Origin of the sequence: Streptomyces goshikiensis, assembly GCF_014650555.1 — a bacterium.
GTDB classification, from domain to species: domain Bacteria; phylum Actinomycetota; class Actinomycetes; order Streptomycetales; family Streptomycetaceae; genus Streptomyces; species Streptomyces goshikiensis.
Genome location: NZ_BMVE01000006.1, coordinates 162,685 through 184,634 on the forward strand (window position 1 = coordinate 162,685; position 21,950 = coordinate 184,634).

Consider the following 21,950-nt stretch of genomic DNA (forward strand, 5'->3'; position numbering starts at 1 on the left):
CCGGCCGCCCCTGCGGCGCGGCGGGGCCGTGGCGCGGCCGGGCCGCTCAGGCCGAGGCGTGGCGGTTCAGGAAGGCGCCCACGCGCGGGGAGCGCTGGTGCGGGACCAGGGTCTGGGCCGTGGCCGACAGCATCGACCGGACCCGGGTGGACTGCACCTCGGTGAGCAGGTCCAGGACCCGCCCGCCCGCCCAGGCCGCCTCGTCGGGTGCGCCCGCGTGGGCCAGGTCGTCGGCCAGCTCGGCGGTGTAGAGGGCCACGTTCCGCGCGAAGTGCGGGTCCTGGAGGTCGGCCGCGCGGCGGGCGTGCCGGGCCGCGCGGGCGTGCTCGCCGAGCGTCGCCCAGCACCGCGCCTCCAGAAACTCCAGTTCGGCCTCGCCGAAGAAGGACATCCACTCCGGGTCCGCCCCCGCCTCGCCCCGGGAGAACTCCGTGTGCGCCCGGGACAGCGCCTCCTCGCAGGCCCTGCGGTCGCCCAGCCCCGCCCAGCCGCCGGCCTCCCGCAGCGCGAGCAGCGACAGCAGCCTCGGGGAGCCCAGCGAGCGGGCCGCGCGCCGGCCCGCCTGGGCGGCGCGGACGGATTCGCGGGAGCGCCCGCAGTCCCGCGCCAGGAACGCCATGTTGCTGAAGGCGTGCGCCTCCAGGCCCGCGTCCCCCGCGAGCCGGGCGGTGGCCAGCGCCTCGGCGTAGTGGGAGCGGGCGTCGTCGAAGCGGCCCGAGTCGTGTGCCAGCCAGCCCACCGATACGGCCAGTTCGCCCGCGCCGGAGTGCAACCGGTCCTCGGTGGACTGCCGGGTGGCCCCGGCGTCGAGCAACGCGTAGGCGGTGCGCAGGGGTTCGGCGGCCCGCCGGTACAGCGCGTCGGCCCCGTGCCGGTCGTCCAGCAGCCGGATCTGGCGTACGGCGTCCTCGACCGCCGCGGCCTCGGACTCGCCGGCGCGGGAGGGGACGCGGCGGCCGTCGCCGAGCAGGGTGAGGCCCAGCGTGGCGGCGGCCACGGTCGCGGAGCCGCCCGCCATGAACGCGCGACGCAGCACGTCGCTCTCCTTGGGGGTGAGGGGGGTGCGCTGCGCCAGCCGGCCGCGGACGGCCTCGCGCGGGGAGAAGCCCAGGTCGGCGAGGGTCCGGCCGGGGAACATGTGGAGGAAGACCCGCTCGTAGGCGTAGTTGGGGCAGCGGATCTCGCCGGACTCGACCCGGCCGATATAACGGGCGTCGCAGGAAACCGTTTCGCCGATCTCACGGGCCGCCCGCCGCACCACGGCCGCGAACTCGGCCGGGGAGCGGTGTCCGCGCATTCGCCGGAAGGTGGAGTTGGGTGAGTGGGGGGACGCCGCCATGGACGTGACCTCTCTGGCAAGGAACGCGCTGCCGGTCATGTGACGTGTGATGCGGGTGCCCGGCGCGCATGAACGTACCGCCAGCGGCCGTTCCCGCGCACGGTGTTTGGCTACAAAACGGATATCTCACCCACGATCCGCCATGAACTGCCATCCTTTGCGGCATCCTTCCGCCGCACCCGTTGACGCTGTGGCGCGTTGAATCCCCGTGCGGAGTGGGAGGCGGCTCCCGGGTCTCCGGCGCAGACTCCTGCACGCGTATGCGGATCGAGGAGGGATTCCCTTGGTGGAGGCCGGCATGGCGAGCACTGGAACGAACACCGCGCCCGAGCCCGGAGCGGGCACCCCGCTGCTGGTGGCGGCGCCGGACCTGGTCACCGTCCCCGCCCGCCAGGGGCTGGAGGCGGTGGACATCATCCGCCGCACCGCGGCGCACGCCACCGCGGGCGTCGGCGTCGGCCCCGTGCTGCACGACGGCTCGGGCGACACCCTCGGCTTCCTCGTCCCGCCCGGCACCGCGGACGCCTGGGACCTGCCGGGCAGCGCCTGTACGCAGACCAACGGGCGCGGCATGCGCTTCGGCGACGTCGAGGTCGTGGTCGACGCCGGCGCCGCCTCGCCCACGGCGGGCTGTACGGGCTGGCTGCTCCCGCCCGAGGCCGTCGGGCCGGTCACCGACCCCGAGGTGCTGCGCGCGGCGCTCGGCGAGGCGGCCCGGCTGATCGAGGCCGCCGACAACTGCCGCTGACGCCCGCGCCGCCCCGGCCCGTCACAATGGGATGGTGGCAGGCAAGGGTGGCAAGGGCAAGGGCGAGGCACCGCGCGGACGCGGCGCCGCCGAGGCGGTCGTCGGGCAGGTGGCCGGCGGCCGGGCCGAGCTGGCGCCCGACCGGGAGCGCGGCAACGCCTGGACGCTGCTGATCGACGGGGCCCCGCAGTCGCACGTCGACCTGGACGACCCCGGGTACCTGGACTTCGCGTACCAGCGCCGGATCGGGCACCTGATCGACCTCGTCGCGCCCGCCCGGCAGCCCCTGAACGTGGTGCACCTGGGCGGCGGCGCCTTCACCCTCGCCCGCTACACGGCGGCCGCCCGGCCCCGCTCCACCCAGCAGGTGGTGGAGATCGACGCCGGGCTGGTGGCCTTCGTACGGGAACACCTGCCGCTGGACCCGCAGGCGCGGGTCCGGGTCCGCGCGGTGGACGCGCGGGCGGGCCTCGCCAAGGTCCCGGACGGCTGGGCGGACCTGGTGATCGCGGACGTGTTCAGCGGGGCGCGGACCCCGGCGCACCTGACGAGCGCCGAGTTCCTGGACGACGTACGCCGTGCGCTCGCGCCCACCGGGTGGTACGTGGCCAACCTGGCGGACGGCCCGCCGCTGGCGCACCTGAGGGGCCAGATCGCCACGGCCGCGTCCCGGTTCGGGCACCTGGCGGTCGCGGCCGACCCGGTGGTGTGGCGGGGGAAACGTTTCGGCAACGCGGTGCTGGTGGCCGCCGACCGGGAGCTCCCCGTCGCCGACTTCACCCGTCGGGTGGCGAGCGACCCGCACCCCGGGCGGGTCGAGCACGGCCGTGCCCTCGCGGACTTCGCGGGCGGGGCGGCCCCGGTCGCCGACGCCTCGGCGGTGGCCTCGCCGGAGCCGCCGCCCTCGGTGTTCCGGTAGGGGCCGCAGGGGCCTCCCGGGGAGCGCGGGCGGACGCGGATCAGCGATGGGCGGATCAGCGGATCAGCGGATCAGGAGATCAGCTGATCAGGGATCCACGATCTCCACGGTCGGCGCGTGGTCGTGCCAGGTGCAGAACACCGACACCTCCCGGCCGTCGCGGGTGAAGGTGACCCGGATCCAGAAGTCCTGCTTCCACACCTGTATCCGCCAGCCGGCCGCCGGGGTCGCGGAGACCAGCTCGGCCGAGGTGTCCCCGAGGTCGAACACGACCCGCCCGCCCGAGACGGTGTACCCCTTCACGTCCCCCGCGGCGGGATCCTCCGGCTGCCTGCCCTGGTACCCGGCCGACGGCTTCCGCGAGGACTTCGCCGGGGCGGGCGAGGAGGCGGACGGGCTGCCGGAGGCCGGGGCCGAAGCCGAGGGGGAGGCCGAAGCGGACGGCGAAGCGGAAGGCGAAGGGGAATCCGGCGGTTCAGACCCCTGCGTCGAGGAAGACAGCGGACGCGTCGTCAGCGGAACCGCGAGCGGAGGATCGTAGGCGGTACCGGACATGACGGTGTGCACGCCCCACCACGACAGCGTCACCGCCGCCGAGGTCGCCAGTGTCCAGGCCATGGCATGGAGAAGTCCTCTTCGCATCGGGGGACATACTGCACCACCCGCCCCAGTGGTGGCCCGACACCCCGCGCGGTCCCTCACATGGACTACGGTGCCGCCATGGCAAGTGTGCTCGTGGTCGAGGACGACCAGTTCGTACGTTCCGCCCTGATCCGGCACCTGACCGAGGCCTCCCACACCGTGCGGAGCGTCGGCACGGCCCTGGAGGCGCTCCGCGAAGTCGCCCACCACCGCTTCGACGTGGTCATCCTCGACCTCGGACTCCCCGACCTGGACGGTTCCGAGGCGCTGAAGATGCTGCGCGGCATCACCGACGTACCGGTGATCATCGCCACCGCCCGCGACGACGAGGCCGAGATCGTCCGGCTGCTCAACGACGGCGCCGACGACTACCTCACCAAGCCGTTCTCCGTCGAGCACCTCTCCGCCCGGATGGCGGCCGTACTGCGCCGCGCCCGCTCCGCCGCCGGGGCCGAACCGCCCTCGCGGGTGCTGCGCGTCGGCGGGCTGGCGATCGACCCGCTGCGCCGCCAGGCCGAGCTGGACGGGGCCGTACTGGACCTCACGCGGCGGGAGTTCGACCTGCTGGCGTTCCTCGCCGGGCGGCCCGGGGTGGTCGTGGCCCGGCGCGAGCTGCTCGCCGAGGTCTGGCAGCAGTCGTACGGCGACGACCAGACCATCGACGTCCACCTGTCCTGGCTGCGCCGCAAGCTCGGCGAGACCGCCGCCCGCCCCCGCTACCTGCACACGCTGCGGGGTGTGGGGGTCAAGCTGGAGCCGCCGCTGTGAGCCGCGGATGAGATGGGCCCTGGTCAAGGTGTGCCTCGCGGTCACCGCGATGGTGGTCGTGGCCTTCGCCGTGCCCCTCGGGCTGGTGGTCCAGGAGATGGCCAGCGACCGGGCCTTCTCCAACGCCGAGCGGCAGGCCGCCACGATGGGGCCGACCCTGTCCATCACCACCGACCCCCTCCAGCTGCGCAAGGCGGTGGAGTCCACGCAGATGGGCGCCGCCCGGCGGATGGCCGTCCACCTGCCGCCCGTGGGTGACGACGCGGCCGCGGACATCGGCAAGGGCTGGGCGGGCGAGCACGCGGTGGCCGAGACCCGCAGGATCGGGCGGGCCACCACCGCCCGCGTGGCGGGCGGGGGTTCGGCGCTGCTCCAGCCGACCGCGCTCGGCTCCGGGGACATCGCGGTGATCGAGATCTACGTGCCGGAGAGCGAGGTCAGCAATGGTGTCGCGACCGCCTGGGTGGTCCTCGCGGGCGTCGGCCTGGCCCTGATCGTGGGCTCGGTGGCGGTCGCGGACCGGCTCGGCGCCCGCCTGGTGCGGCCGGCCGAGCGCCTCGCGGACGCCGCGCACCAGCTGGGCGAGGGGCGGCTCGGGGCGCGCGTGCCCGAGGACGGCCCCAAGGAACTCCGCTCGGCGGCCGTCGCGTTCAACTCGATGGCGGACCAGGTGGTGGAACTCCTGGCCAACGAGCGGGAGCTGGCCGCCGACCTGTCGCACCGGCTGCGGACGCCGCTGACGGTGCTGCGGCTCAACACGGCCTCGCTCGGGGACGGCCCGGCCGCCGAGCAGACCCGGGCGGCGGTGGAGCAGCTGGAACGGGAGGTCGACACGATCATCCGTACCGCCCGCGAACAGCGCTCGCCCGCCGCGGCCGCCGGCGTGGCCGGGTGCGACGCCTCCGAGGTGATCCGCGACCGGATGGCCTTCTGGTCGGCGCTCGCGGAGGACGAGGGCCGCGAGGTGCGGCTCGCGGGCGTGGACCGTCCCGTACGGATACCCGTGGCCCGGCCGGAGCTCGCGGCCGCGCTGGACGCGATGCTCGGCAACGTCTTCCGGCACACGCCCGAGACGACCCCCTTCGCGGTGGACGTGCACGACGCGGGGGACGCGGTCATCGTCCTCGTCTCGGACGCGGGCCCCGGGATCGCCGACCCCGACGCCGCCCTGCGCCGGGGCAACGACGGCGGCCGCGACGGCTCGACGGGGCTCGGCCTGGACATCGTCCGCCGCGTCGCGGAGTCGACGGGCGGCGACGTACGCCTCGGCCGGTCCGTGCTCGGCGGGACCGAGGTCCGGGTGTGGATCGCCCTGGACGCCCGCGCCCGGGGCGGCCCGGACGGCGCCCGGGTCCGCCGCGGCCGCCGCAAGAGGCGGGGCAACTGATCTAACCGGCAGCCGCCGGGGGCGCGCCTCGCCGCCGGTGTCCCTCCCGCTCGGTACGGTCCGCGGCATGGACACCCTGATCTTCGGCGGCCTCCTCGCCACCCTGATCGCGATGTACCGGGAGTCGTCCCGGACCGTCGTGCTCGCTGCCTGGTGGGTCTTGCTCCTCGCCGTGGTCCTGCTGACGGCGCACTATGTCACCGGCGGTCCGGCCCCGACCCTGAGCTACTGATGACGGCGACGATGCACAGCCTCCTCCCGGAGGCCCCGCTGGAGGGCGGGCTGCTGGGGCGGGTCCAGTACTGGTTCGCCTGCTGCTTCGTCGTCGGCTGGACGGGAGTCGTCTGCGTCGGGCTGATCCGCCAGTTCTGGCTGGGCGAGGTCCCGTGCCAGCTGTGCCTCGTGCAGCGGATGTTCATGGTGCTGGCGGCGCTCGGCGCGTGCCACGTCATCCGTACGGCGCTGACGTACGGGGCGGTGACCGGCCGGGACTACATGACGGGCTGGGGGCTGGCGCTCGTCGCCGCCACCGGGGGCTCGTTCGCCTCGTGGCGGCAGACGGCGCTGCACATCCTGCCCGGCGCCAAGGGCCAAGGCGCCGAGGTGCTCGGGCTCCACCTGTACGTGTGGGCGTGGATCCTCTTCCAGCTCTCGGTCGCCGCGATCGGCGTCGTGCTCGCCTTCGCCCACGCCACGGCGGACCGGGCGATCCCGACCTCCGGTCCCGGTCCGTACCGGGCGGTGGGACTGTTCGCCCTGTGGTTCCTCGGGGCGGCCGTCGCGCTCAGCCTGGCGGCGGTCTTCCTGGAGCAGGGGTTCCACTGGTTCCTGCCGGACGACCCGGGGCGCTACGAGTTCTTCCACGACCTCGGCGTCCTCGACCGGCCGGCGGCCTCCGGGGCGCCGACGCCCGGACCGGGGCGGAGCTGAGCTGAGCTGAGCCCCCGCGCCGGCCTCCGGGGCGAGCGGCCCCCCGCCCGGGGCGCGGCGCGGCCGGCGGCTCACATGGTGCCGCTCCGGGCCAGGGCCGCGTACCAGTGGGCGCTGGAGCGCGGGGTGCGGGCCTGGGTCTCGTAGTCGACGTGGATGATCCCGAAGCGCTTGCTGTAGCCGTAGGACCACTCGAAGTTGTCCATCAGCGACCAGAGGAAGTAGCCCTCGACCGGGGCGCCGTCGCCCATCGCCCGGTGGACCGCCGCCAGATGGGCCTCCAGGTAGCGGATGCGCAGCGGATCGTGCAGGTCCGGGCCGTACGCCGCCCCGTTCTCGGTGACGAGCAGCGGCAGCCCCGGCGCCTCGCGGGTGAAGCGCATCAGCAGGTCGTACAGCCCGGTCGGATCGATCGACCAGTTCATGTCGGTCCGTTCGCCCGGCGGCTGGTGGAAGGCGACGGATTCCGCGCCCGGCCAGGGCGAACGGCCGCCGGAGCCGTGGCCGTCGGCCCGGGGGCCGTCCGGGGACGCCGAGACGACCGCCGGGGCGTAGTAGTTCACCCCGAGGAACCCGAGCGGCCGGTGGATCAGCGCCGTGTCACCGGGCCGTACGAAGGACCAGTCGGTCAGCGCGGCGGTGTCCGCCAGCAGGTCCTCGGGGTACGCCCCGTGCAGCAGCGGCCCGGTGAAGATCCGGTTCGCCAGCGCGTCGATCCGGCGCCGCGCGTCCAGGTCGGCCGCCCGGCCCGTCAGCGCCCGTACCGCGCTCGGGTTGAGGGCGATCCCGGCCCGCGCCGAGGAGGGCAGCACCGAGGCGGCCAGGCCGTGCGCCAGGTTGAGGTGGTGCGCGGCGCGCAGGGAGTCGGCCGGGGAGGTCCGGCCCGGGGCGTGCACCCCGGAGGCGTAGCCGAGGAAGGCGCTGCACCAGGGCTCGTTGAGGGTGGTCCAGAGCGAGACCCGGTCGGCGAGCTTCCCGGCGACCGTCTCCGCGTACGCGGCGAAGGCGTACGCCGTCTCCCGCTCCGGCCAGCCGCCCCCCGCGCCCGAGCCGCCGGCCGGCCCGGTCTCCAGTTCCTGCGGGAGGTCCCAGTGGTAGAGGGTGACGCAGGGCTGGATCCCGTACGAGAGCAGCTCGTCCACGAGCGCGTCGTAGAAGCCGATCCCGCCGGCCAGCACCCTCGGCCAGGAGACCGAGAAGCGGTACGCGCCCAGCCCCAGCTCCGCCATCATCCGGACGTCCTGGCGCCACAGCCGGTGGTGGTCGGCGGCCACGTCACCGGTGTCCCCGCCGTGCACCTTGCCCGGCGTACGGCAGAAGGTGTCCCAGATGCAGGGCCCGCGGCCGGCCGCCGCGCCCTCGATCTGGAAGGCCGCCGTGGCCGTGCCCCAGAGGAACCCCTCCGGGAATGTCCTGTCCGTCATCCCTTGACCGCCCCCTGCATGATGCCGCCCACGATCTGGCGGCCGAAGAGAAGGAACACCAGCAGCAGCGGGAGCGTGCCCAGCAGCGCGCCCGCCATGATCACCGACTGGTCGGGGACGTAGCCCCGGCCCAGCCCCGTCAGGGCCACCTGCACCGTCGGGCTGCCGTTCTGGGTCAGCGCGACGATCGGCCAGAAGAAGTCGTTCCAGGCCATGACGAACGTCAGCATCCCGAGCACCGCCATCGCGGGCCGGGCCACCGGGAAGACGACGTGCCACACGATCCGCAGCGAACTCGCCCCGTCCGTCCGCGCCGCCTCCACCAGCTCCGCCGGCAGGGCCTGCGCCAGGTACTGCCGCATGAAGAACACCCCGAAGGCCGAGACCAGCGTCGGCAGGACCACCGCCTGGAGCCGGTCCGTCCACGACAGTTCGGCGATCAGCATGTACAGCGGGACCACGCTCAGCTGCGGGGGGATCAGCATCGTCCCCACCACCAGCGCCAGCAGCACCCGGCTGCCCCGGAACCGCAGCCGGGCGAACGCGAACCCGGCCAGCGTCGAGAACACCACCGTGCCGGCCGCGACGGTGCCCGCCACGATCACGGTGTTCAGCAGGGCCGTGCCCATGTTCGCGTCGGTCCAGGCGACCGACAGGTTGCGCCCCAGGTTCCCGCCGAACCAGAACGGCGGCGGCGTCCGGGCGAGCCGCGTGCTGTTCCGCGACGCCGCGATCGCCGTCCACACCAGCGGGAAGAGCGACCCGAGGGTGAACACCCCGAGGACCGCGTACGTCAGCCTCCCCGCGCGCAGCGCCCTCATCGCGCCTCCCCCCGCCCCCGCAGCAGCCGGGCGGCGCCCGCGATCAGCAGCAGGATCAGGAACATCGCCCAGGCGATCGCCGAGGCCCGCCCCAGGTGCAGGTTCACCCAGCCCTGCTCGTACAGGTACAGCCCGAGCGTCTGGAACTGGTGGTCGGAGCCGCCCGTCGCGGCCGCCCCGCCGTTGAACAGCAGCGGCTCGCCGAACAGCTGGGTCGCCCCGATCGTCGAGACCACACAGGTGAAGAAGATCGTCGGCCGGAGCGAGGGCACCGTCACGTGGAGGAACTGCCGCCACCGCGAGGCCCCGTCCAGCTCCGCGGACTCGTACAGCTCCGCGGGCACGGCCTGCATGGCCGCCAGGTAGATCAGCGCGTTGTAGCCGGTCCACCGCCACACCACGATCGTCGACACCGCCACCTGCGAGGCCAGCGGGCCGTTCTGCCAGTCCACCGGCCCGAACCCGAGCCCGGACAGCGCCCAGTTGACCATCCCGTAGTCCCGGCCGAAGAGCAGGACGAAGACGAGCGTGGCCGCCGCCACCGAGGTCGCGTACGGGGTGAGCACCGCGACCCGGAAGAAGGCGGAGCCCCGCAGCCGGTAGTTCAGCAGGTGCGCCAGCCCCAGCGCGATCAGCAGCTGCGGCACCGTGGACAGCAGCCCGATGGTGACGGTGTTCCGCAGTGCGTTCCAGAAGAACTCGTCGTCCCACAGCCGGGTGAAGTTCTTCAGCCCCACCCACGTCATCGAATCCGGATCGGTCAGCTCCACCTGGTGCAGCGCCGCCCAGCCCGTGTACAGCAGCGGGAACAGCCCGAAGGCGGCGAAGAACAGGAAGAAGGGCGCCACGAAGGCGTACGGACCGAAGCGCACGTCCCACCGGTAGCGGCGCGAGCGCCACACCTGGCGCCTGCCCTCCCCCTCGCCCTTCCGCGCCGTGCGGGCGGGCGAGGGGGACAGGACGGCCGTCTCGTCAGTCATCCGCGAGCACCGGCCCTCACTGGTCCAGGGCGTTGTCGATCGCCTTCACCGCGGCGTCCCAGCCCTCCTGCGGCGTCCGGCCCTTCTGGTCGACCTGGAGCATCCCGATGTCCGCCAGGTTCTGCGCGATCACCAGGTCCTTCGGGCCGAGCACCGTCACCGGCACGCCCTCGGCGGCCCGCGCGAAGATCTCCCCGATCGGGGCGCCGCCGAAGTAGTCGTGCCTGGCCCCCGAGACCGCCGGCAGCCGGTACGCCGCGCTCGCGCTCGGGAAGCTCCCGCGCTTCTCGAACAGCCTGGCCTGCTGCGCCGGGGCCGTCAGCCAGGCCGCCAGCTTCGCCGCCTCCTCGGCGTGCTTGCCCGCCTTGGGCACCACCAGGAAGGAGCCGCCCCAGTTGCCCGGCTTCGGCGCCCGCGCCACGTCCCACTTGTCCTTGCCCGCCGGGCCCGCCTTGTCCTGGATGTAGCCGAGCATCCAGGCCGGGCAGGAGACCGTCGCGAACGTCCCGTTGGCGAAGCCCTGGTCCCAGGCCGGGGTGAACTGCTGGAGCTTCGCGCTCAGGCCCTCGGTGGCGAAGGAGGCCGCCAGGTCGAAGGCGCCGCGCACCGCCGGGTTGGTCTTGTAGGCGACCTTGCCCTGCTCGTCGTAGAAGCGCTGTGCGCTGCTGCCGGTGACGGCCGCCATCACGCCCGAGGCGGAGTCCACGAAGGCCTTCCCCGCTCCGGCCTTCGCCTTGTAGGCCTTGCCCGCCTCCAGGTACTTGTTCCAGTCGTCCGCCCACAGCGCGCCGACCGCCGTCCGGTCCGTGGGCAGCCCGGCCGCCTCGAACAGGTCCTTGCGGTAGCAGATCCCCTGCGGGCCTATGTCGGTGCCGAGTCCGACCGTCGCGCCGCCCTTCGCCGCGCTCGCCGTGCCCTGGGCCCACTTCCACGGCAGGTACGCGGCCCGGTCCACGCCGGGGGCCTTGCCGAGGTCGACCAGCTTGTCCGCCTGGGTGGCGGTGATCTCCGCGATGTTGTTGACCTCGACGGCCTGGATGTCGGCGAGCCCGCTGCCGGTGCCCAGGTGGGTCAGGAGCTGCGGGTAGTAGTTCTCGTTCCGCTCGATGGAGGTCTGCTCGATGCGGATGCCGGGGTTCTGCGCCGTGTACTCGTCGTAGAGGCCGGCCTCCTGGAGGCCGAAGGCCCCGAAGACGCCGACGGTGAGGGTGGTGGTCCCGTCCTTGCCGCCGCTCCGGCCGCCCCGCTCGGAGGAGTCGGCCGGGTCCGACGAGCACCCGGTGAGCAGCAGGGCCGCCGCGGCCGCCGCGGCTCCCGCGCTGACGAGGGTTCTTCGGACGTTCGCCTGGACTCGGGCGCTGGCTCGCATGGGCATCCTCCCTGAAAGGACGGAACGTGCCGGGTGTCGTGTGACACAGTGTGGGAGCGCTCCCATTGGCGTCAAGAGGTAGATTCGCACCCGGGAGGAAGTCATGAACGGGCAAGGGCGCAGCGGGGGACGGCCGACCCTGGAGGAGGTGGCGGTCCGGGCGGGAGTCGGACGCGGCACCGTCTCCCGGGTGATCAACGGGTCGTCCAAGGTCAGCGAGCACACCAGGGCCGCCGTCGAGGCCGCCGTCGCCGAGCTCGGGTACGTGCCCAACCGCGCCGCCCGCGCCCTCGCGGCCAACCGCACCGACGCCATCGCCCTCGTCATCCCCGAGCCCGAGGCGCGCTTCTTCGCCGAGCCCTACTTCTCGGACGTGGTCCGGGGCGTCGGCGCCACCCTCGCCGAGACCGACGTCCAGCTCGTCCTCACCCTGGCGGGCAGCGACCGCGAGCGCCGCCGCCTCGCCCAGTACCTCTCCGGGCACCGCGTCGACGGCGTCCTGCTGGTCTCCGTACACGCCGGGGACCCGCTGCCGGAGCTGCTGGCCGAGCTCGGCATCCCCGCCGTGATCAGCGGCCGCCGCTCCGCCGACGAGGCGCTGCCCTGCGTGGACTCCGACAACCTGGCGGGCGCCGCCGAGGCCGTACACCACCTCCTGGGCCGGGGCCGGCGCGCCATCGCCACGATCACCGGCCCGCTGGACGTCTACGGGGCCCAGTGCCGCCTGGACGGCTACCGGCAGGCCCTCGCCGCCGCCGGGCAGCCCGTGGCCGAGGAGCTGATCGCCGTCGCGGACTTCACCGAGGAGGGCGGCCGGCGGGCCATGCGCGAGCTGCTGGAGCGCCGCCCCGGGATCGACGCGGTGTTCGCCGCCTCCGACGTGATGGCGGCGGGCGCCCGCCGCGAGCTGCGCGCGGCCGGCCGCCGGATACCGGACGACGTGGCGCTCGTCGGCTTCGACGACTCGGTGGTGGCCCGGCACATGGACCCGCCGCTGACCAGCGTCCGCCAGCCGATCGAGGAGATGGGCCGCACCATGGCCCGGGTGCTGCTGGAGCGGATCGCGGGGGAGTCCCCGGAGCACTCGATCGTGCTCCCGACCGAGCTGGTGGTCCGGGAGTCCTCGTAGGTCCACCCGGCCCGGTACGCGCGGGGCCCCCGGTACGCGCGGGAGGCCCGGGTACACGCAGAAGGCCCCGGTCCGCTTTCGCGGGCCGGGGCCTTCTCGCAGGGTGAGTGACGGGACTTGAACCCGCGGCCACCTGGACCACAACCAGGTGCTCTACCAACTGAGCTACACCCACCATGTCCGGTCGGAAAACCGACCGGCCGAAGAAAAGGGTACAGGGTCCGGGAGGGTGCTCGCTCCCCCCTTTCCCCGCGCCCCTCTCCGCGCTGTCGGAAGGGGGTCCTACTCGGCGGGCACCACGTGCTTCGCGGCGATGCTCCGCGCGGTGTCCGAGTCCGGACCGGGCTGCGGTACGAAGACGGCCTCCCGGTAGTAGCGCAGCTCGGCGATGGACTCCTTGATGTCCGCGAGCGCCCGGTGGTTGCCGTTCTTCGGCGGGCTGTTGAAGTACGCCCGCGGGTACCAGCGGCGGGCCAGCTCCTTGACCGAGGACACGTCCACGATCCGGTAGTGCAGGTACCCCTCCAGCGCCGCCATGTCGCGCAGCAGGAAGCCGCGGTCGGTGCCGACCGAGTTCCCGCACAGCGGGGCCTTGCCGGGCTCCTTCACGTGTTCCCGTACGTACGCCAGGACCTGCGCCTCGGCATCCGCGAGGGTGGTCCCGCCGGCCAGCTCGTCGAGCAGGCCGGAGGAGGTGTGCATCGCGCGCACCACGTCGGGCATGGTTTCCAGGGCCGTGTCCGGCGGGCGGATCACGATGTCCACGCCTTCGCCGAGCACGTTGAGCTCCGAGTCGGTGACCAGTGCGGCCACCTCGATAAGTGCGTCGTCCGTCAACGAGAGCCCGGTCATCTCGCAGTCGATCCACACCATGCGATCGTTCATGCGTCCCACCTTATGCGGTACCTCGCGGATCGTGGCGGGCCCGCGGCGCGATCAGGGGGGTCCGTCCCCGCACGCGAAGGTCCCCCCACCGGAGACGGCCGATGGGGGGACCTCGCGTCGGGCGGTGCCCGTGGCGGGCGTTACGCGTGCTCGCGCAGCACCCGGCCCGGGGCGTACAGCTCCGTCACCGTGGGACCGGCGGCGGCCAGGGCCGCCGCGGCCCGCTGGGGCTGCGGAGTGCGCTGGTGCGGAAGCGGACCCGACGAGATGTCCGAAACCTGCGCCGTGTCGGTCTGCGGCCGGCGCGCCCGGTAGGCGGAGCGGTAGGCGGCCGGGGAGGACCCCAGCTGCCGCCGGAAGTGCCCGCGCAGCGCGACCGGCGAGCGGAACCCGCAGCGTCCGGCGACCTCGTCGACCGAGTAGTCGGAGGTCTCCAGCAGCCGCTGTGCCTGGAGCACCCGCTGGGTGATCAGCCACTGGAGCGGCGCGCTGCCGGTCAGCGAGCGGAACCGCCGGTCGAAGGTGCGCCTGCTCATGTAGGCGCGGGCCGCCAGCGTCTCCACGTCGAACTGCTCGTGGAGGTGTTCCAGCGCCCAGGCGACGACCTCGGCCAGCGGGTCGGCGCCGATCTCCTCCGGCAGCGACCGGTCGAGGTAGCGCTCCTGGCCGCCCGTGCGGCGCGGCGGCACGACCAGCCGGCGGGCCAGGGCTCCGGCCGCCTCGCTGCCGTGGTCCGTGCGCACGATGTGCAGGCACAGGTCGATTCCGGCCGCGGTGCCCGCGGACGTCAGCACGTCGCCGTCGTCGACGAACAGCTCGCGCGGATCGACATGGACGGACGGGTACCGCTTGGCCAGCGTCGGCGCGTACATCCAGTGCGTCGTCGCGGGCCGCCCGTCCAGCAGACCGGCGGCGGCGAGCACGAAGGCCCCCGTGCACAGTCCGACGATCCGGGCCCCCTCCTCGTGCGCCTGGCGCAGCGCGTCGAGCGCCTCCGGCGGCGGCGGTGAGGTGATGGAGCGCCAGGCCGGAACGACGACGGTCCCTGCCCGGGCGATCGCCTCCAGCCCGTACGGCGCGGTCAGTTCGAGTCCGCCGGTGGTCCGCAGCGGACCGTCCTCCCCGGCGCACACGAGCAGTCGGTAGCGTGGAACTCCCGCGTCCTGCCGGTCAATGCCGAACACGGAGAGTGGAATGGAACTCTCGAAGATCGGTCCGCCGCTGAACAGCAGCACCGCGACGATCTCCCTGCGGCGACGCCCCGCGAGTTTCCGACCCGCGTCCACGACGACGGTGGAATCCTGGCTCATGGCGCTAAGCCCCCCTTGGGTGTCGCGACTCCTTGGTCTGGTCGCACCTGCACGTTTCCCCTCGGCCTCGCACGTGGATCCCCCGCCGTAAATACATGATCGAATCTACTGCGTCCCGTGGTGTCGGCGTGACAAGTTCAGCACGCAGCGCTATGTCGACTTGGCAACTTGGCGAAAAGCATTCGATCAGTAAGCGTTCCATTCCGCTACCGGGGTGGGAAGCGCGCCGCCCGGCCATGGCCAGTACCCATAGGGTCGCGAGCCTCCCGGGGCTCTGTCGTCCCTGGTGGTAGGGGGGTTGGGGGGACATTCCGGCAAGGGGGCCACCCTGTCCGGAAGTTGGCTGAAAACATGCGGGTGTGTGCGTGCGAACCGGTCAGTCCTGAGGGGGCGGGGTGCCGGGCACCACTCCCGGGATCCATTCGTAGGCGGCGCAGCCGCGGTGTGAACCGGCCCCGCCGCGCGAGTGCCGGCCGCGGTGCGTGGGCGCGGCCCTGCCGGGCTGCCGGCCCCGCGCGAACGCCCGGGCGGCGGTGGCCCGCTCCATCTTCTCCGAGTGCCGCAGCAGCACCCGGCAGGCGGCCGTGACGGCGGCGAGCCCCAGGGTCGCGCCCACCGTCCCGCCGAAGGAGGTCCCGTAGACGACGAGGACCACGGGGACGAGCAGGCAGCTGAACGCCGCCCAGCGCACCACGTCACCCGCGGGGTCGTCATGGGAGCGCCTCGCGGGCCGCACGGACGGGTGAAGGGCGGAGGGGGGAAAGGGGTGCGCGGCGCGGACGGAGCGCGCCGGCTGGGCGGGCTGGACGGGGTGAACCGGATATCCGGGCACGTCGTACTCCCTGCGGCTCTTCCTGGACGGTCGGACGCCTGTCCAACGCCCCGCGGCGGGGGTCGGTCACCGCGCACACGGGTGGCTCGTCACTGGCTGTAGGGGACAGTGGTCATTGCCAAGCCGCCGCCTCTCCGGCATGCTCCCTGGGACGCTCTCCAAGGGCGGCATGCCCTGTGCAGGACAGGAGTGTCGCCGTACCCTGGGGGTAAGGGCTTGGGAAGATGCTTCCCGGACAGAGCTCCGTCACGCTGTGTCGTTGAAAACCTGTGTCGTAGAAAACCTGCGCCGTCCAGAACCCGCGTCGCCGAAAACGCCCCTGTCGCTTCCCCAAGGACCCCTTCGCCGAGACATCATGGCCGGTCACGAATTCTCCGAACCCGCGGACCGCAAGCGCAAGCCAGTCGCCGACCACACGTCCAGCGACCTGCGCGCGGTGGAACAGGCACGCCATCCCTGCGACCCGGCCTTCCGGCACGGCGTCGTGGTGGGATTCGACGGCTCGACCTCCAGTGAGCGCGCCCTCGCGTACGCGATCGGGATGGCCCGGCGCTCCGGATCCGGTCTGATCATCGTCCATGTGGCCAACCGGCTGCCCACCACCGTGTGGGCCGGCTGTGAGCCGCCCGTCTTCGTGGACGTCCCGGACCACCGCACCGAGGTGCTGGGGCTGGAGCTGGCCTGCGCCGACTACCTGTCGGAAGTGCCGTGGATCCTGGTCGAGCGCGGTGGGGACATCTGCCACGAGCTGGAGGAGGTCGGCCGGGAGTATTCGGCCGACGCCATCGTCGTCGGATCCACCCACGGGATCGTCGGCCGGATCTTCGGCTCGGTGGCGGGGAGGCTGGCCAAGCGCGCGCAGCGACCGGTTGTTGTCATTCCGTGACCCTGTGTATGCCGATCGTGCGGTTGTGAACCCCCTTGTAAAGGGTAGATAAATGCTGCTGGGACGCAGCAAACAACTGCAGATCGAAGGGAGCCCGCCGTGGACAATGGTGTCTCTGCGGGAAGCACGGCCTCGACTTCGACCCTCGGGAACATCGCCCTGGGTCTCACCCTTCTCGCGTTCGGTATCGGCCACACCGGTGTCATCAACGGCGTGAGCGCGGCCGACTCCGTGTCGCTCGCGACCTACCTCGGCGGTCTCGCCCTCTTCGTCCTCGGAGTCCTCGAATTCCGCGCGGGCAACGGGTTCAACGGGACGGCTTTCGCGGGCCTCGGTGCCTTCTGGTTCACCTGGGCCAACGGAGCCGACGGAAAGGTTTCGGCAGATGCCGCCGGCCTCTTCCTCGTCCTCTTCGCCCTCCTCGGGCTGACCCTCACGACGGGGGCGCCCCGCGGGCCGTTCGGCCAGGGCGTGTACGCCCTGTTCACCCTCTCCCTGCTGCTCCTCGCGATAGGCGCCTTCGCGGACAGCGGCGCCCTGGGCAAGGCCGCGGGCTGGGTGGCCGTGGTCGGCGGGCTGCTCGCCTGGTACGGGGCGACGGCCGTCGTGGCCGGCTGGCCCGCGGCCTTCGGCAGGGGCTCGCGCCGGGCCGTGGTCACCGCGAGCTGACGCGAACGGGTACGGATGCGAGTACGGCCCCCCGAGAGGCTCGGGGGGCCGTACTCATGTCCGCGGTGTCCGGGAAGGACTACTCGACGGTGACGGACTTCGCCAGGTTGCGCGGCTTGTCGATGTCCCGGCCCAGGGCCAGGGCGGTGTGGTACGCCAGGAGCTGGAGCGGGATGCCCATCAGGATCGGGTCCAGCTCGTCCTCGTTCTTGGGAACGAGGATGGTGTGGTCGGCCTTCTCCTGCTCACGGTGGGCGACGGCCAGGATCCGGCCGCTGCGGGCCTTGATCTCCTCCAGCGCGGCGCGGTTCTTCTCCAGCAGGTCGTCGTCCGGGACGATCGCGACCGTCGGCATCGCCGGCTCGATGAGCGCGAGCGGGCCGTGCTTGAGCTCGGAGGCCGGGTAGGCCTCGGCGTGGATGTAGGAGATCTCCTTCAGCTTGAGGGAGGCCTCCAGGGCCACCGGGTAGCCGCGGACCCGGCCGATGAACATCATCGACTTGGCCTCGGCGTACTCGGCCGCCAGCTTCTTGATGTCCTCTTCGGTCTCCAGGATCTCCTGGATCTGCGCGGGCAGCTTGCGCAGGCCCTCGATGATCCGCTTGCCGTCGGTGACCGACAGGTCGCGGATGCGGCCGAGGTGCACGGCGAGCAGCGCGAAGGCCACGACCGTGTTGGTGAAGCACTTGGTGGAGACGACGCAGACCTCGGGGCCGGCGTGCACGTAGACGCCGCCGTCGGCCTCGCGGGCGATCGCGGAACCGACCACGTTGACCACGCCGAGGACGCGGGCGCCCTTGCGCTTGAGCTCCTGCACCGCCGCGAGCACGTCGTACGTCTCACCGGACTGGGAGACCGCGATGTAGAGGGTGTCGGGGTCCACGACCGGGTTGCGGTAGCGGAACTCGGAGGCCGGCTCGGCGTCGGCGGGGATGCGGGCCAGGCTCTCGATGAGGCCGGCGCCGATCATGCCGGCGTGGTACGAGGTGCCGCAGCCCAGGATCTTGACCCGGCGGATGCCGCGCGCCTCGCGCGGGTCCAGGTTCAGGCCGCCCAGGTGCACGGTGTTGAAGCGGTCGTCGATCCGGCCGCGCAGGACGCGGTCGACCGCGTCGGCCTGCTCGGAGATCTCCTTGTGCATGTAGGTGTCGTGACCGCCCATGTCGTAGGAGGCGGCCTCCCACTCCACGGTCTCCGGGGTGGCGGTGGTGGTGGCACCGCTGGTGGTGTAGGTGCGGAAGTCGTCGGCCTTCAGGGTGGCCATCTCGCCGTCGTTGAGGGTGACGATCTGGCGGGTGTGGGCGACCAGCGCGGCGACGTCCGAGGCGACGAACATCTCCTTCTCGCCGATGCCGAGGACGACCGGGGAGCCGTTGCGGGCGACGACGATGCGGTCGGGGAAGTCGGCGTGCATCACGGCGATGCCGTAGGTGCCCTCGATCACCTTGACCGCCTCGCGGACCTTCTCCTCCAGGGTGTCGGCCTGGGAGCGCGCGATCAGGTGGGTGATGACCTCGGTGTCGGTCTCCGAGATGAAGACGATGCCGTCGGCCACCAGCTTGGCGCGCAGCTCGTCGGCGTTGTCGACGATGCCGTTGTGGACGACGGCGACGTTGTTGTCGGCGTCCAGGTGCGGGTGGGAGTTGATGTCGCTCGGGGCGCCGTGGGTGGCCCAGCGGGTGTGGGCGATGCCGGTGGTGCCGGCGAAGCGCTTGGGGACCCGGGACTCCAGCTCACGGACGCGGCCCTTGGCCTTGACGACCTTCAGGGCCGGAGACTTCGGCGTGTTGACGACGATGCCCGCCGAGTCGTAGCCGCGGTACTCAAGGCGCTGGAGACCCTCCAGCAGCAGCGGTGCCACGTCACGCTTGCCGATGTAACCCACGATTCCGCACATACGGTGTTACCCCTCCTGTTTTTCGTTCGCTCGTGCCGTCTTCGCCTTCGCCGCCCTGTCGCGGCTCCGGCCCTTGCCCTGTCCGTCCTCCGGCCGCGCTCAGCCGTAGACGACGCGGCGCAGCTGCCGGAGCGAGAGCTCCGGTGGCGCCACGGCGCGGTGCGGCAGTTCCGCCGCGATCCGCTCGAAGATCTCCGCGTTGACCGCGCCACCGGACTGGAGCTCACGGTGGCGGCGGCGGACGAATTCCTCCGTCGTCTCGTCGAAGTACGCGAGCACGTCCAGCACCACCCGGGCGGCCTCACCGCGCTGGAGCGCGGTGCTGCGGACCAGGTGGTCGACGAGATCGTCGTGCGACGGGCGGCGGTCGAGCATCCGTAGATACTGACCGTCAGCGGGGCGGAATGCAAAAATTCTGCCCGATTCCGGGCAGGATCTTGCTGGTCTGTACCAACAGAATGGGATATTCCGGTTGAGTGGGGTCAGAAGCGGCGCAGGATCAGCGCCTTCGTCTCCGCGAACTCCTCGTCCGTGAGGATGCCCTTCGCGCGCAGATCGCCCAGCTCCTGGAGCCGGCGCAGCAGGGCGTCGTGGTCCTCGGCGGCAGCCTCGCCGGCGAGGGCCCCGGCGGCGGGCGCGGCCCGTTCCGGGAGGGCCGCGGGCGCGGCCGGGTGGGGCAGCCGAACCGCCACGGCGGCCGCCACGAGCGCGGTGACCAGCTCCTTCTTGCCGAAGCCGAAGAGCTCCACCGCGTGCGGGTCGTACTTGGGGGCGGCCGCCGCCGGGGCGCCCGCCAGGGAGAACCGGAGCCAGCCGTTCGTCAGCCCCTTCGCCGGGGACCAGTCCACCGCCCGGACGTCCGCCACCCGGAACCGGCTGGGACCGGCGGAGTGCTTGGCGTCCTCGGCCGTCCAGTTCCAGTCCAGGGACACCCGGTCCCCGTCGAAGGCCACCGCCGCGTCGCCCCCGCCCGCCGTGACCGGCACCGCCGGCCCGGGCAGCAGGTAGGCGTCCACCGGGCCCGGATCCACCTGCTCCAGCAGCAGGGCGTTGCGCACCTCGTCGACGAAGTACTCCGCCACTCCGGTGCGGTCCTGCTCGACCGTGAGCCGGTAGGGGTCGGAGCTCTCCGGCAGCCGCCCGCCCGTCACCTGGAGCAGCGGGTCGGCCCCGTCCCGCAGCCGCAGGCGCAACCGGCCCGACCTGCGGCCCGGTTCGTAGGAGACGCCCGCGATCGCGCGCAGGGGTACGGCCAGCTCGCCGAGCGTCTGGCGCAGCGGCCCGACCTCCTTGTCGCGGCCGGGGACGATACGCACCACGTCACCGTCGAAGGTCCAGGTGCCGTCCTTCTGGATGATTTCCGCCATCCTGGGATTCTCGCACCCGCGCGGGGCCGGGAGTTGGCCTATACCTGGGCACATGAGAGTCCTGCGACGCGCGCTCGGTACCCTCCTCGCCCTCGGTGCGGCCGTCTCCTGCACCGCGGCCCACGGCGACGACGCCAGACCCGGGGGCGACCGCCCCGCCGCCCTCACCCCCTACGAACGGCTCCTGCCGGCGCCCGCCTCCGCCCGCCCCGGCGGCCCCGGGTACCCCTTCGGCGCGGGCACCGTCATCCGTACCGGCCGCGCCGGCGGCGCCGCCGGCGCGGAGGTCCGCCGGGTCGGCGAACTCCTCGCCGGGCAGCTGCGCGGGCCCAGCGGGCTGCCGCTGCCCGTGGTCGACGGGGAGGCCGGCGACGGCGTCCGGCTGCGCCTGGACGGGCGGGCCGCCGGGCTGGGGCCCGAGGGGTACCGGCTGGAGGCCTCGGCCTCGGGGGTCACCCTGACCGCCCGCACCCCGGCGGGGCTCTTCCACGCGGGGCAGACGCTGCGCCAGCTGCTGCCCGTGAGCGGCCCGGGGACGGTGCCCGGCGGGACCGTCACCGACGCGCCGAGGTTCGCGTACCGCGGCGCGATGCTCGACGTCGCGCGCCACTTCTTCGGGATCGACCAGGTCAAGCGGTACGTCGACCAGCTCGCCCAGTACAAGGTCAACACGCTGCACCTGCACCTGACCGACGACCAGGGCTGGCGGATCGCCGTCGACGGCTGGCCGCGGCTCGCCGAGTACGGGGGCGCGGGCGAGGTCGGCGGCGGCCCCGGCGGGTACTGGACGAAGGACGAGTACCGGGAGCTGGTGGCCTACGCCCGCGAGCGGTACGTGGAGGTGGTCCCCGAGATCGACATGCCGGGGCACGTCAACGCGGCGCAGGCCTCGTACGCCGAGCTGAACTGCGACGGCAAGGCGCGGGAGCGGTACACGGGGACCAAGGTGGGCTTCAGCTCGCTGTGCGTCGGCAAGGAGCGGACGTACGAGTTCATCGACGACGTGCTCGGCGAGCTGGCGGAGCTGACCCCGGGCCGCTACCTCCACATCGGCGGCGACGAGGCGCACTCGACCCCCGCCGCGGACTACGCGGCGTTCATGGACCGGGCGCAGCAGGTGGTGGCGCGGCACGGCAAGACGGTGCTGGCCTGGCACCAGCTGGCGACGGCCCGTCCGGCGGCGGGCGCGGTCCTCCAGTACTGGGGCCACGACAAGACCCCGGCGGCCGAGAAGGCGGCGGTGGCCGCGGCGGCCCGGGCGGGCCACCCGGTGATCCTCTCGCCGGCGGACCGGCTGTACCTGGACATGAAGTACGACACGGCGACGAAGCCGGGCCTGGCCTGGGCCGGGTACGTCCCGGTGCGGCGGGCCTACGACTGGAACCCGGGGGCCTACCTGGAGGGGGTGGCGGAGTCCGCCGTCCTCGGGGTGGAGGCGCCGCTGTGGACGGAGACCATCTCGGCCCGGGCCGATCTGGAGTACATGGCCTTCCCGCGCGTGCTGGGCCTCGCGGAACTGGGCTGGTCCCCGGCCGGCGCCCTGGACTGGACGGCGTACCGCCAGCGTCTGGCGGCGCAGGCCCCGCGCCTGACGGCGCAGGGCATCGCCTTCCACCGCGCCCCGGACGTCCCCTGGGGGCGGTAGCCG

22 protein-coding genes and 1 tRNA gene are annotated in these 21,950 nt (G+C 73.1%); 10 read left to right on the forward strand and 13 right to left on the reverse strand.

Going from position 1 to position 21,950, the window contains the following annotated elements; translation table 11 throughout:
• Positions 1–46: 46 nt before the first annotated feature.
• The gene (locus IE248_RS19480) at positions 47–1,339 is read right to left on the reverse strand and encodes an NsdA family TPR-like regulatory protein (RefSeq protein WP_190031266.1); all 1,293 of its coding nucleotides are present in this window, start codon (positions 1,337–1,339) and stop codon (positions 47–49) included.
• Between the two features lie 298 nt (positions 1,340–1,637).
• Between IE248_RS19480 and IE248_RS19485 the strand changes: the two genes are divergently transcribed.
• Entirely contained in the window at positions 1,638–2,087 is a 450-nt protein-coding gene (locus tag IE248_RS19485) for a hypothetical protein (protein ID WP_063781057.1), read from the forward strand.
• 31 nt (positions 2,088–2,118) lie between these two features.
• The gene (locus tag IE248_RS19490; protein ID WP_190031267.1) at positions 2,119–3,006 is read left to right on the forward strand and encodes a spermidine synthase; all 888 of its coding nucleotides are present in this window, start codon (positions 2,119–2,121) and stop codon (positions 3,004–3,006) included.
• An 87-nt stretch (positions 3,007–3,093) separates the two neighbouring features.
• Here IE248_RS19490 and IE248_RS19495 read toward each other — a convergent pair whose 3' ends face one another.
• Entirely contained in the window at positions 3,094–3,648 is a 555-nt protein-coding gene (locus tag IE248_RS19495) for a hypothetical protein (RefSeq protein ID WP_190031268.1), read from the reverse strand.
• A gap of 78 nt (positions 3,649–3,726) precedes the next feature.
• Here IE248_RS19495 and IE248_RS19500 point away from each other — a divergent pair, with 78 nt between their 5' ends.
• From IE248_RS19500 to IE248_RS19515, 4 genes are all read left to right on the forward strand, one after another.
• Positions 3,727–4,416 carry a response regulator transcription factor gene (locus IE248_RS19500; RefSeq protein WP_174261686.1) on the forward strand — a complete coding sequence of 230 codons (690 nt, stop codon included), beginning with the start codon at positions 3,727–3,729 and terminating at the stop codon, positions 4,414–4,416.
• A gap of 7 nt (positions 4,417–4,423) precedes the next feature.
• Positions 4,424–5,803, forward strand: coding sequence for a sensor histidine kinase (locus IE248_RS19505; RefSeq protein ID WP_073799367.1), 1,380 nt, complete (start codon positions 4,424–4,426; stop codon positions 5,801–5,803).
• A 67-nt stretch (positions 5,804–5,870) separates the two neighbouring features.
• A complete protein-coding gene (locus IE248_RS19510) occupies positions 5,871–6,035 on the forward strand; it encodes a DUF5993 family protein (protein WP_229895408.1) in 165 nt (54 codons plus the stop codon).
• Positions 6,035–6,733, forward strand: coding sequence for a disulfide bond formation protein B (locus IE248_RS19515; RefSeq protein ID WP_229895409.1), 699 nt, complete (start codon positions 6,035–6,037; stop codon positions 6,731–6,733). Before IE248_RS19510 ends, IE248_RS19515 begins: the two co-directional genes overlap by 1 nt.
• A gap of 71 nt (positions 6,734–6,804) precedes the next feature.
• On the opposite strand, the gene IE248_RS19520 is transcribed toward IE248_RS19515, so the two are convergent.
• Genes IE248_RS19520 through IE248_RS19535 form a run of 4 tightly spaced genes read right to left on the reverse strand, consistent with a single transcriptional unit; the run spans position 6,805 to position 11,327 of the window.
• Entirely contained in the window at positions 6,805–8,157 is a 1,353-nt protein-coding gene (locus IE248_RS19520; protein WP_190031269.1) for a GH1 family beta-glucosidase, read from the reverse strand.
• Complete coding sequence (locus IE248_RS19525; protein WP_037793331.1) at positions 8,154–8,978, reverse strand: carbohydrate ABC transporter permease; 825 nt, start codon at positions 8,976–8,978, stop codon at positions 8,154–8,156. The genes IE248_RS19520 and IE248_RS19525 overlap by 4 nt, the downstream gene beginning before the upstream one ends.
• The gene (locus IE248_RS19530) at positions 8,975–9,958 is read right to left on the reverse strand and encodes a carbohydrate ABC transporter permease (protein WP_008741569.1); all 984 of its coding nucleotides are present in this window, start codon (positions 9,956–9,958) and stop codon (positions 8,975–8,977) included. Before IE248_RS19530 ends, IE248_RS19525 begins: the two co-directional genes overlap by 4 nt.
• Positions 9,959–9,974: 16 nt before the next feature.
• Complete coding sequence (locus IE248_RS19535) at positions 9,975–11,327, reverse strand: ABC transporter substrate-binding protein (RefSeq protein WP_008741570.1); 1,353 nt, start codon at positions 11,325–11,327, stop codon at positions 9,975–9,977.
• A 103-nt stretch (positions 11,328–11,430) separates the two neighbouring features.
• On the opposite strand from IE248_RS19535, the gene IE248_RS19540 reads away from it, so the two are divergent.
• On the forward strand, positions 11,431–12,456 hold the full coding sequence (locus IE248_RS19540; protein ID WP_190031270.1) for a LacI family DNA-binding transcriptional regulator: 1,026 nt from the start codon (positions 11,431–11,433) through the stop codon (positions 12,454–12,456).
• Between the two features lie 102 nt (positions 12,457–12,558).
• Here the strand turns inward: IE248_RS19540 and IE248_RS19545 are convergent.
• The 4 genes from IE248_RS19545 to IE248_RS19560 form a co-directional block, all read right to left on the reverse strand.
• Positions 12,559–12,631 (reverse strand) — tRNA-His (locus IE248_RS19545).
• A 107-nt stretch (positions 12,632–12,738) separates the two neighbouring features.
• The gene (gene orn, locus IE248_RS19550; RefSeq protein ID WP_073799370.1) at positions 12,739–13,341 is read right to left on the reverse strand and encodes an oligoribonuclease; all 603 of its coding nucleotides are present in this window, start codon (positions 13,339–13,341) and stop codon (positions 12,739–12,741) included.
• Between the two features lie 140 nt (positions 13,342–13,481).
• Positions 13,482–14,651: a helix-turn-helix domain-containing protein gene (locus IE248_RS19555; protein ID WP_008741574.1), complete on the reverse strand. Its 1,170-nt coding sequence runs from the start codon at positions 14,649–14,651 to the stop codon at positions 13,482–13,484.
• Between the two features lie 376 nt (positions 14,652–15,027).
• Positions 15,028–15,483, reverse strand: coding sequence for a hypothetical protein (locus IE248_RS19560; RefSeq protein ID WP_190031271.1), 456 nt, complete (start codon positions 15,481–15,483; stop codon positions 15,028–15,030).
• A gap of 355 nt (positions 15,484–15,838) precedes the next feature.
• Here IE248_RS19560 and IE248_RS19565 point away from each other — a divergent pair, with 355 nt between their 5' ends.
• Complete coding sequence (locus tag IE248_RS19565; protein WP_008741576.1) at positions 15,839–16,369, forward strand: universal stress protein; 531 nt, start codon at positions 15,839–15,841, stop codon at positions 16,367–16,369.
• A gap of 99 nt (positions 16,370–16,468) precedes the next feature.
• Entirely contained in the window at positions 16,469–17,038 is a 570-nt protein-coding gene (locus IE248_RS19570; RefSeq protein ID WP_100582581.1) for an acetate uptake transporter, read from the forward strand.
• Positions 17,039–17,117: 79 nt separating this feature from the next.
• On the opposite strand, the gene glmS is transcribed toward IE248_RS19570, so the two are convergent.
• From glmS to IE248_RS19585, 3 genes are all read right to left on the reverse strand, one after another.
• Entirely contained in the window at positions 17,118–18,935 is a 1,818-nt protein-coding gene (glmS, locus tag IE248_RS19575) for a glutamine--fructose-6-phosphate transaminase (isomerizing) (protein ID WP_073799372.1), read from the reverse strand.
• A 99-nt stretch (positions 18,936–19,034) separates the two neighbouring features.
• Positions 19,035–19,310, reverse strand: coding sequence for a hypothetical protein (locus IE248_RS19580; RefSeq protein ID WP_008741579.1), 276 nt, complete (start codon positions 19,308–19,310; stop codon positions 19,035–19,037).
• Positions 19,311–19,417: 107 nt separating this feature from the next.
• Entirely contained in the window at positions 19,418–20,302 is an 885-nt protein-coding gene (locus tag IE248_RS19585) for a DUF4429 domain-containing protein (protein ID WP_037797611.1), read from the reverse strand.
• Between the two features lie 52 nt (positions 20,303–20,354).
• On the opposite strand from IE248_RS19585, the gene IE248_RS19590 reads away from it, so the two are divergent.
• A complete protein-coding gene (locus IE248_RS19590; protein WP_190031272.1) occupies positions 20,355–21,947 on the forward strand; it encodes a beta-N-acetylhexosaminidase in 1,593 nt (530 codons plus the stop codon).
• Positions 21,948–21,950: the final 3 nt, after the last annotated feature.

What these genes read in the sequence shown, in the direction of transcription:
- IE248_RS19510 (WP_229895408.1), top strand. Translation starts at nt 5,871, where the DNA reads ATGGACACCCTGATCTTCGGCGGCCTCCTCGCCACCCTGATCGCGATG.
- IE248_RS19555 (WP_008741574.1), bottom strand. Translation starts at nt 14,651, where the DNA reads ATGAGCCAGGATTCCACCGTCGTCGTGGACGCGGGTCGGAAACTCGCG.
- IE248_RS19505 (WP_073799367.1), top strand. Translation starts at nt 4,424, where the DNA reads ATGAGATGGGCCCTGGTCAAGGTGTGCCTCGCGGTCACCGCGATGGTG.
- IE248_RS19525 (WP_037793331.1), bottom strand. Translation starts at nt 8,978, where the DNA reads ATGAGGGCGCTGCGCGCGGGGAGGCTGACGTACGCGGTCCTCGGGGTG.
- IE248_RS19535 (WP_008741570.1), bottom strand. Translation starts at nt 11,327, where the DNA reads ATGCGAGCCAGCGCCCGAGTCCAGGCGAACGTCCGAAGAACCCTCGTC.
- IE248_RS19580 (WP_008741579.1), bottom strand. Translation starts at nt 19,310, where the DNA reads ATGCTCGACCGCCGCCCGTCGCACGACGATCTCGTCGACCACCTGGTC.
- orn (WP_073799370.1), bottom strand. Translation starts at nt 13,341, where the DNA reads ATGAACGATCGCATGGTGTGGATCGACTGCGAGATGACCGGGCTCTCG.
- glmS (WP_073799372.1), bottom strand. Translation starts at nt 18,935, where the DNA reads ATGTGCGGAATCGTGGGTTACATCGGCAAGCGTGACGTGGCACCGCTG.
- IE248_RS19540 (WP_190031270.1), top strand. Translation starts at nt 11,431, where the DNA reads ATGAACGGGCAAGGGCGCAGCGGGGGACGGCCGACCCTGGAGGAGGTG.
- IE248_RS19515 (WP_229895409.1), top strand. Translation starts at nt 6,035, where the DNA reads ATGACGGCGACGATGCACAGCCTCCTCCCGGAGGCCCCGCTGGAGGGC.
- IE248_RS19480 (WP_190031266.1), bottom strand. Translation starts at nt 1,339, where the DNA reads ATGGCGGCGTCCCCCCACTCACCCAACTCCACCTTCCGGCGAATGCGC.
- IE248_RS19590 (WP_190031272.1), top strand. Translation starts at nt 20,355, where the DNA reads ATGAGAGTCCTGCGACGCGCGCTCGGTACCCTCCTCGCCCTCGGTGCG.
- IE248_RS19485 (WP_063781057.1), top strand. Translation starts at nt 1,638, where the DNA reads ATGGCGAGCACTGGAACGAACACCGCGCCCGAGCCCGGAGCGGGCACC.
- IE248_RS19565 (WP_008741576.1), top strand. Translation starts at nt 15,839, where the DNA reads ATGGCCGGTCACGAATTCTCCGAACCCGCGGACCGCAAGCGCAAGCCA.
- IE248_RS19530 (WP_008741569.1), bottom strand. Translation starts at nt 9,958, where the DNA reads ATGACTGACGAGACGGCCGTCCTGTCCCCCTCGCCCGCCCGCACGGCG.
- IE248_RS19520 (WP_190031269.1), bottom strand. Translation starts at nt 8,157, where the DNA reads ATGACGGACAGGACATTCCCGGAGGGGTTCCTCTGGGGCACGGCCACG.
- IE248_RS19585 (WP_037797611.1), bottom strand. Translation starts at nt 20,302, where the DNA reads ATGGCGGAAATCATCCAGAAGGACGGCACCTGGACCTTCGACGGTGAC.
- IE248_RS19490 (WP_190031267.1), top strand. Translation starts at nt 2,119, where the DNA reads ATGGTGGCAGGCAAGGGTGGCAAGGGCAAGGGCGAGGCACCGCGCGGA.
- IE248_RS19500 (WP_174261686.1), top strand. Translation starts at nt 3,727, where the DNA reads ATGGCAAGTGTGCTCGTGGTCGAGGACGACCAGTTCGTACGTTCCGCC.
- IE248_RS19495 (WP_190031268.1), bottom strand. Translation starts at nt 3,648, where the DNA reads ATGCGAAGAGGACTTCTCCATGCCATGGCCTGGACACTGGCGACCTCG.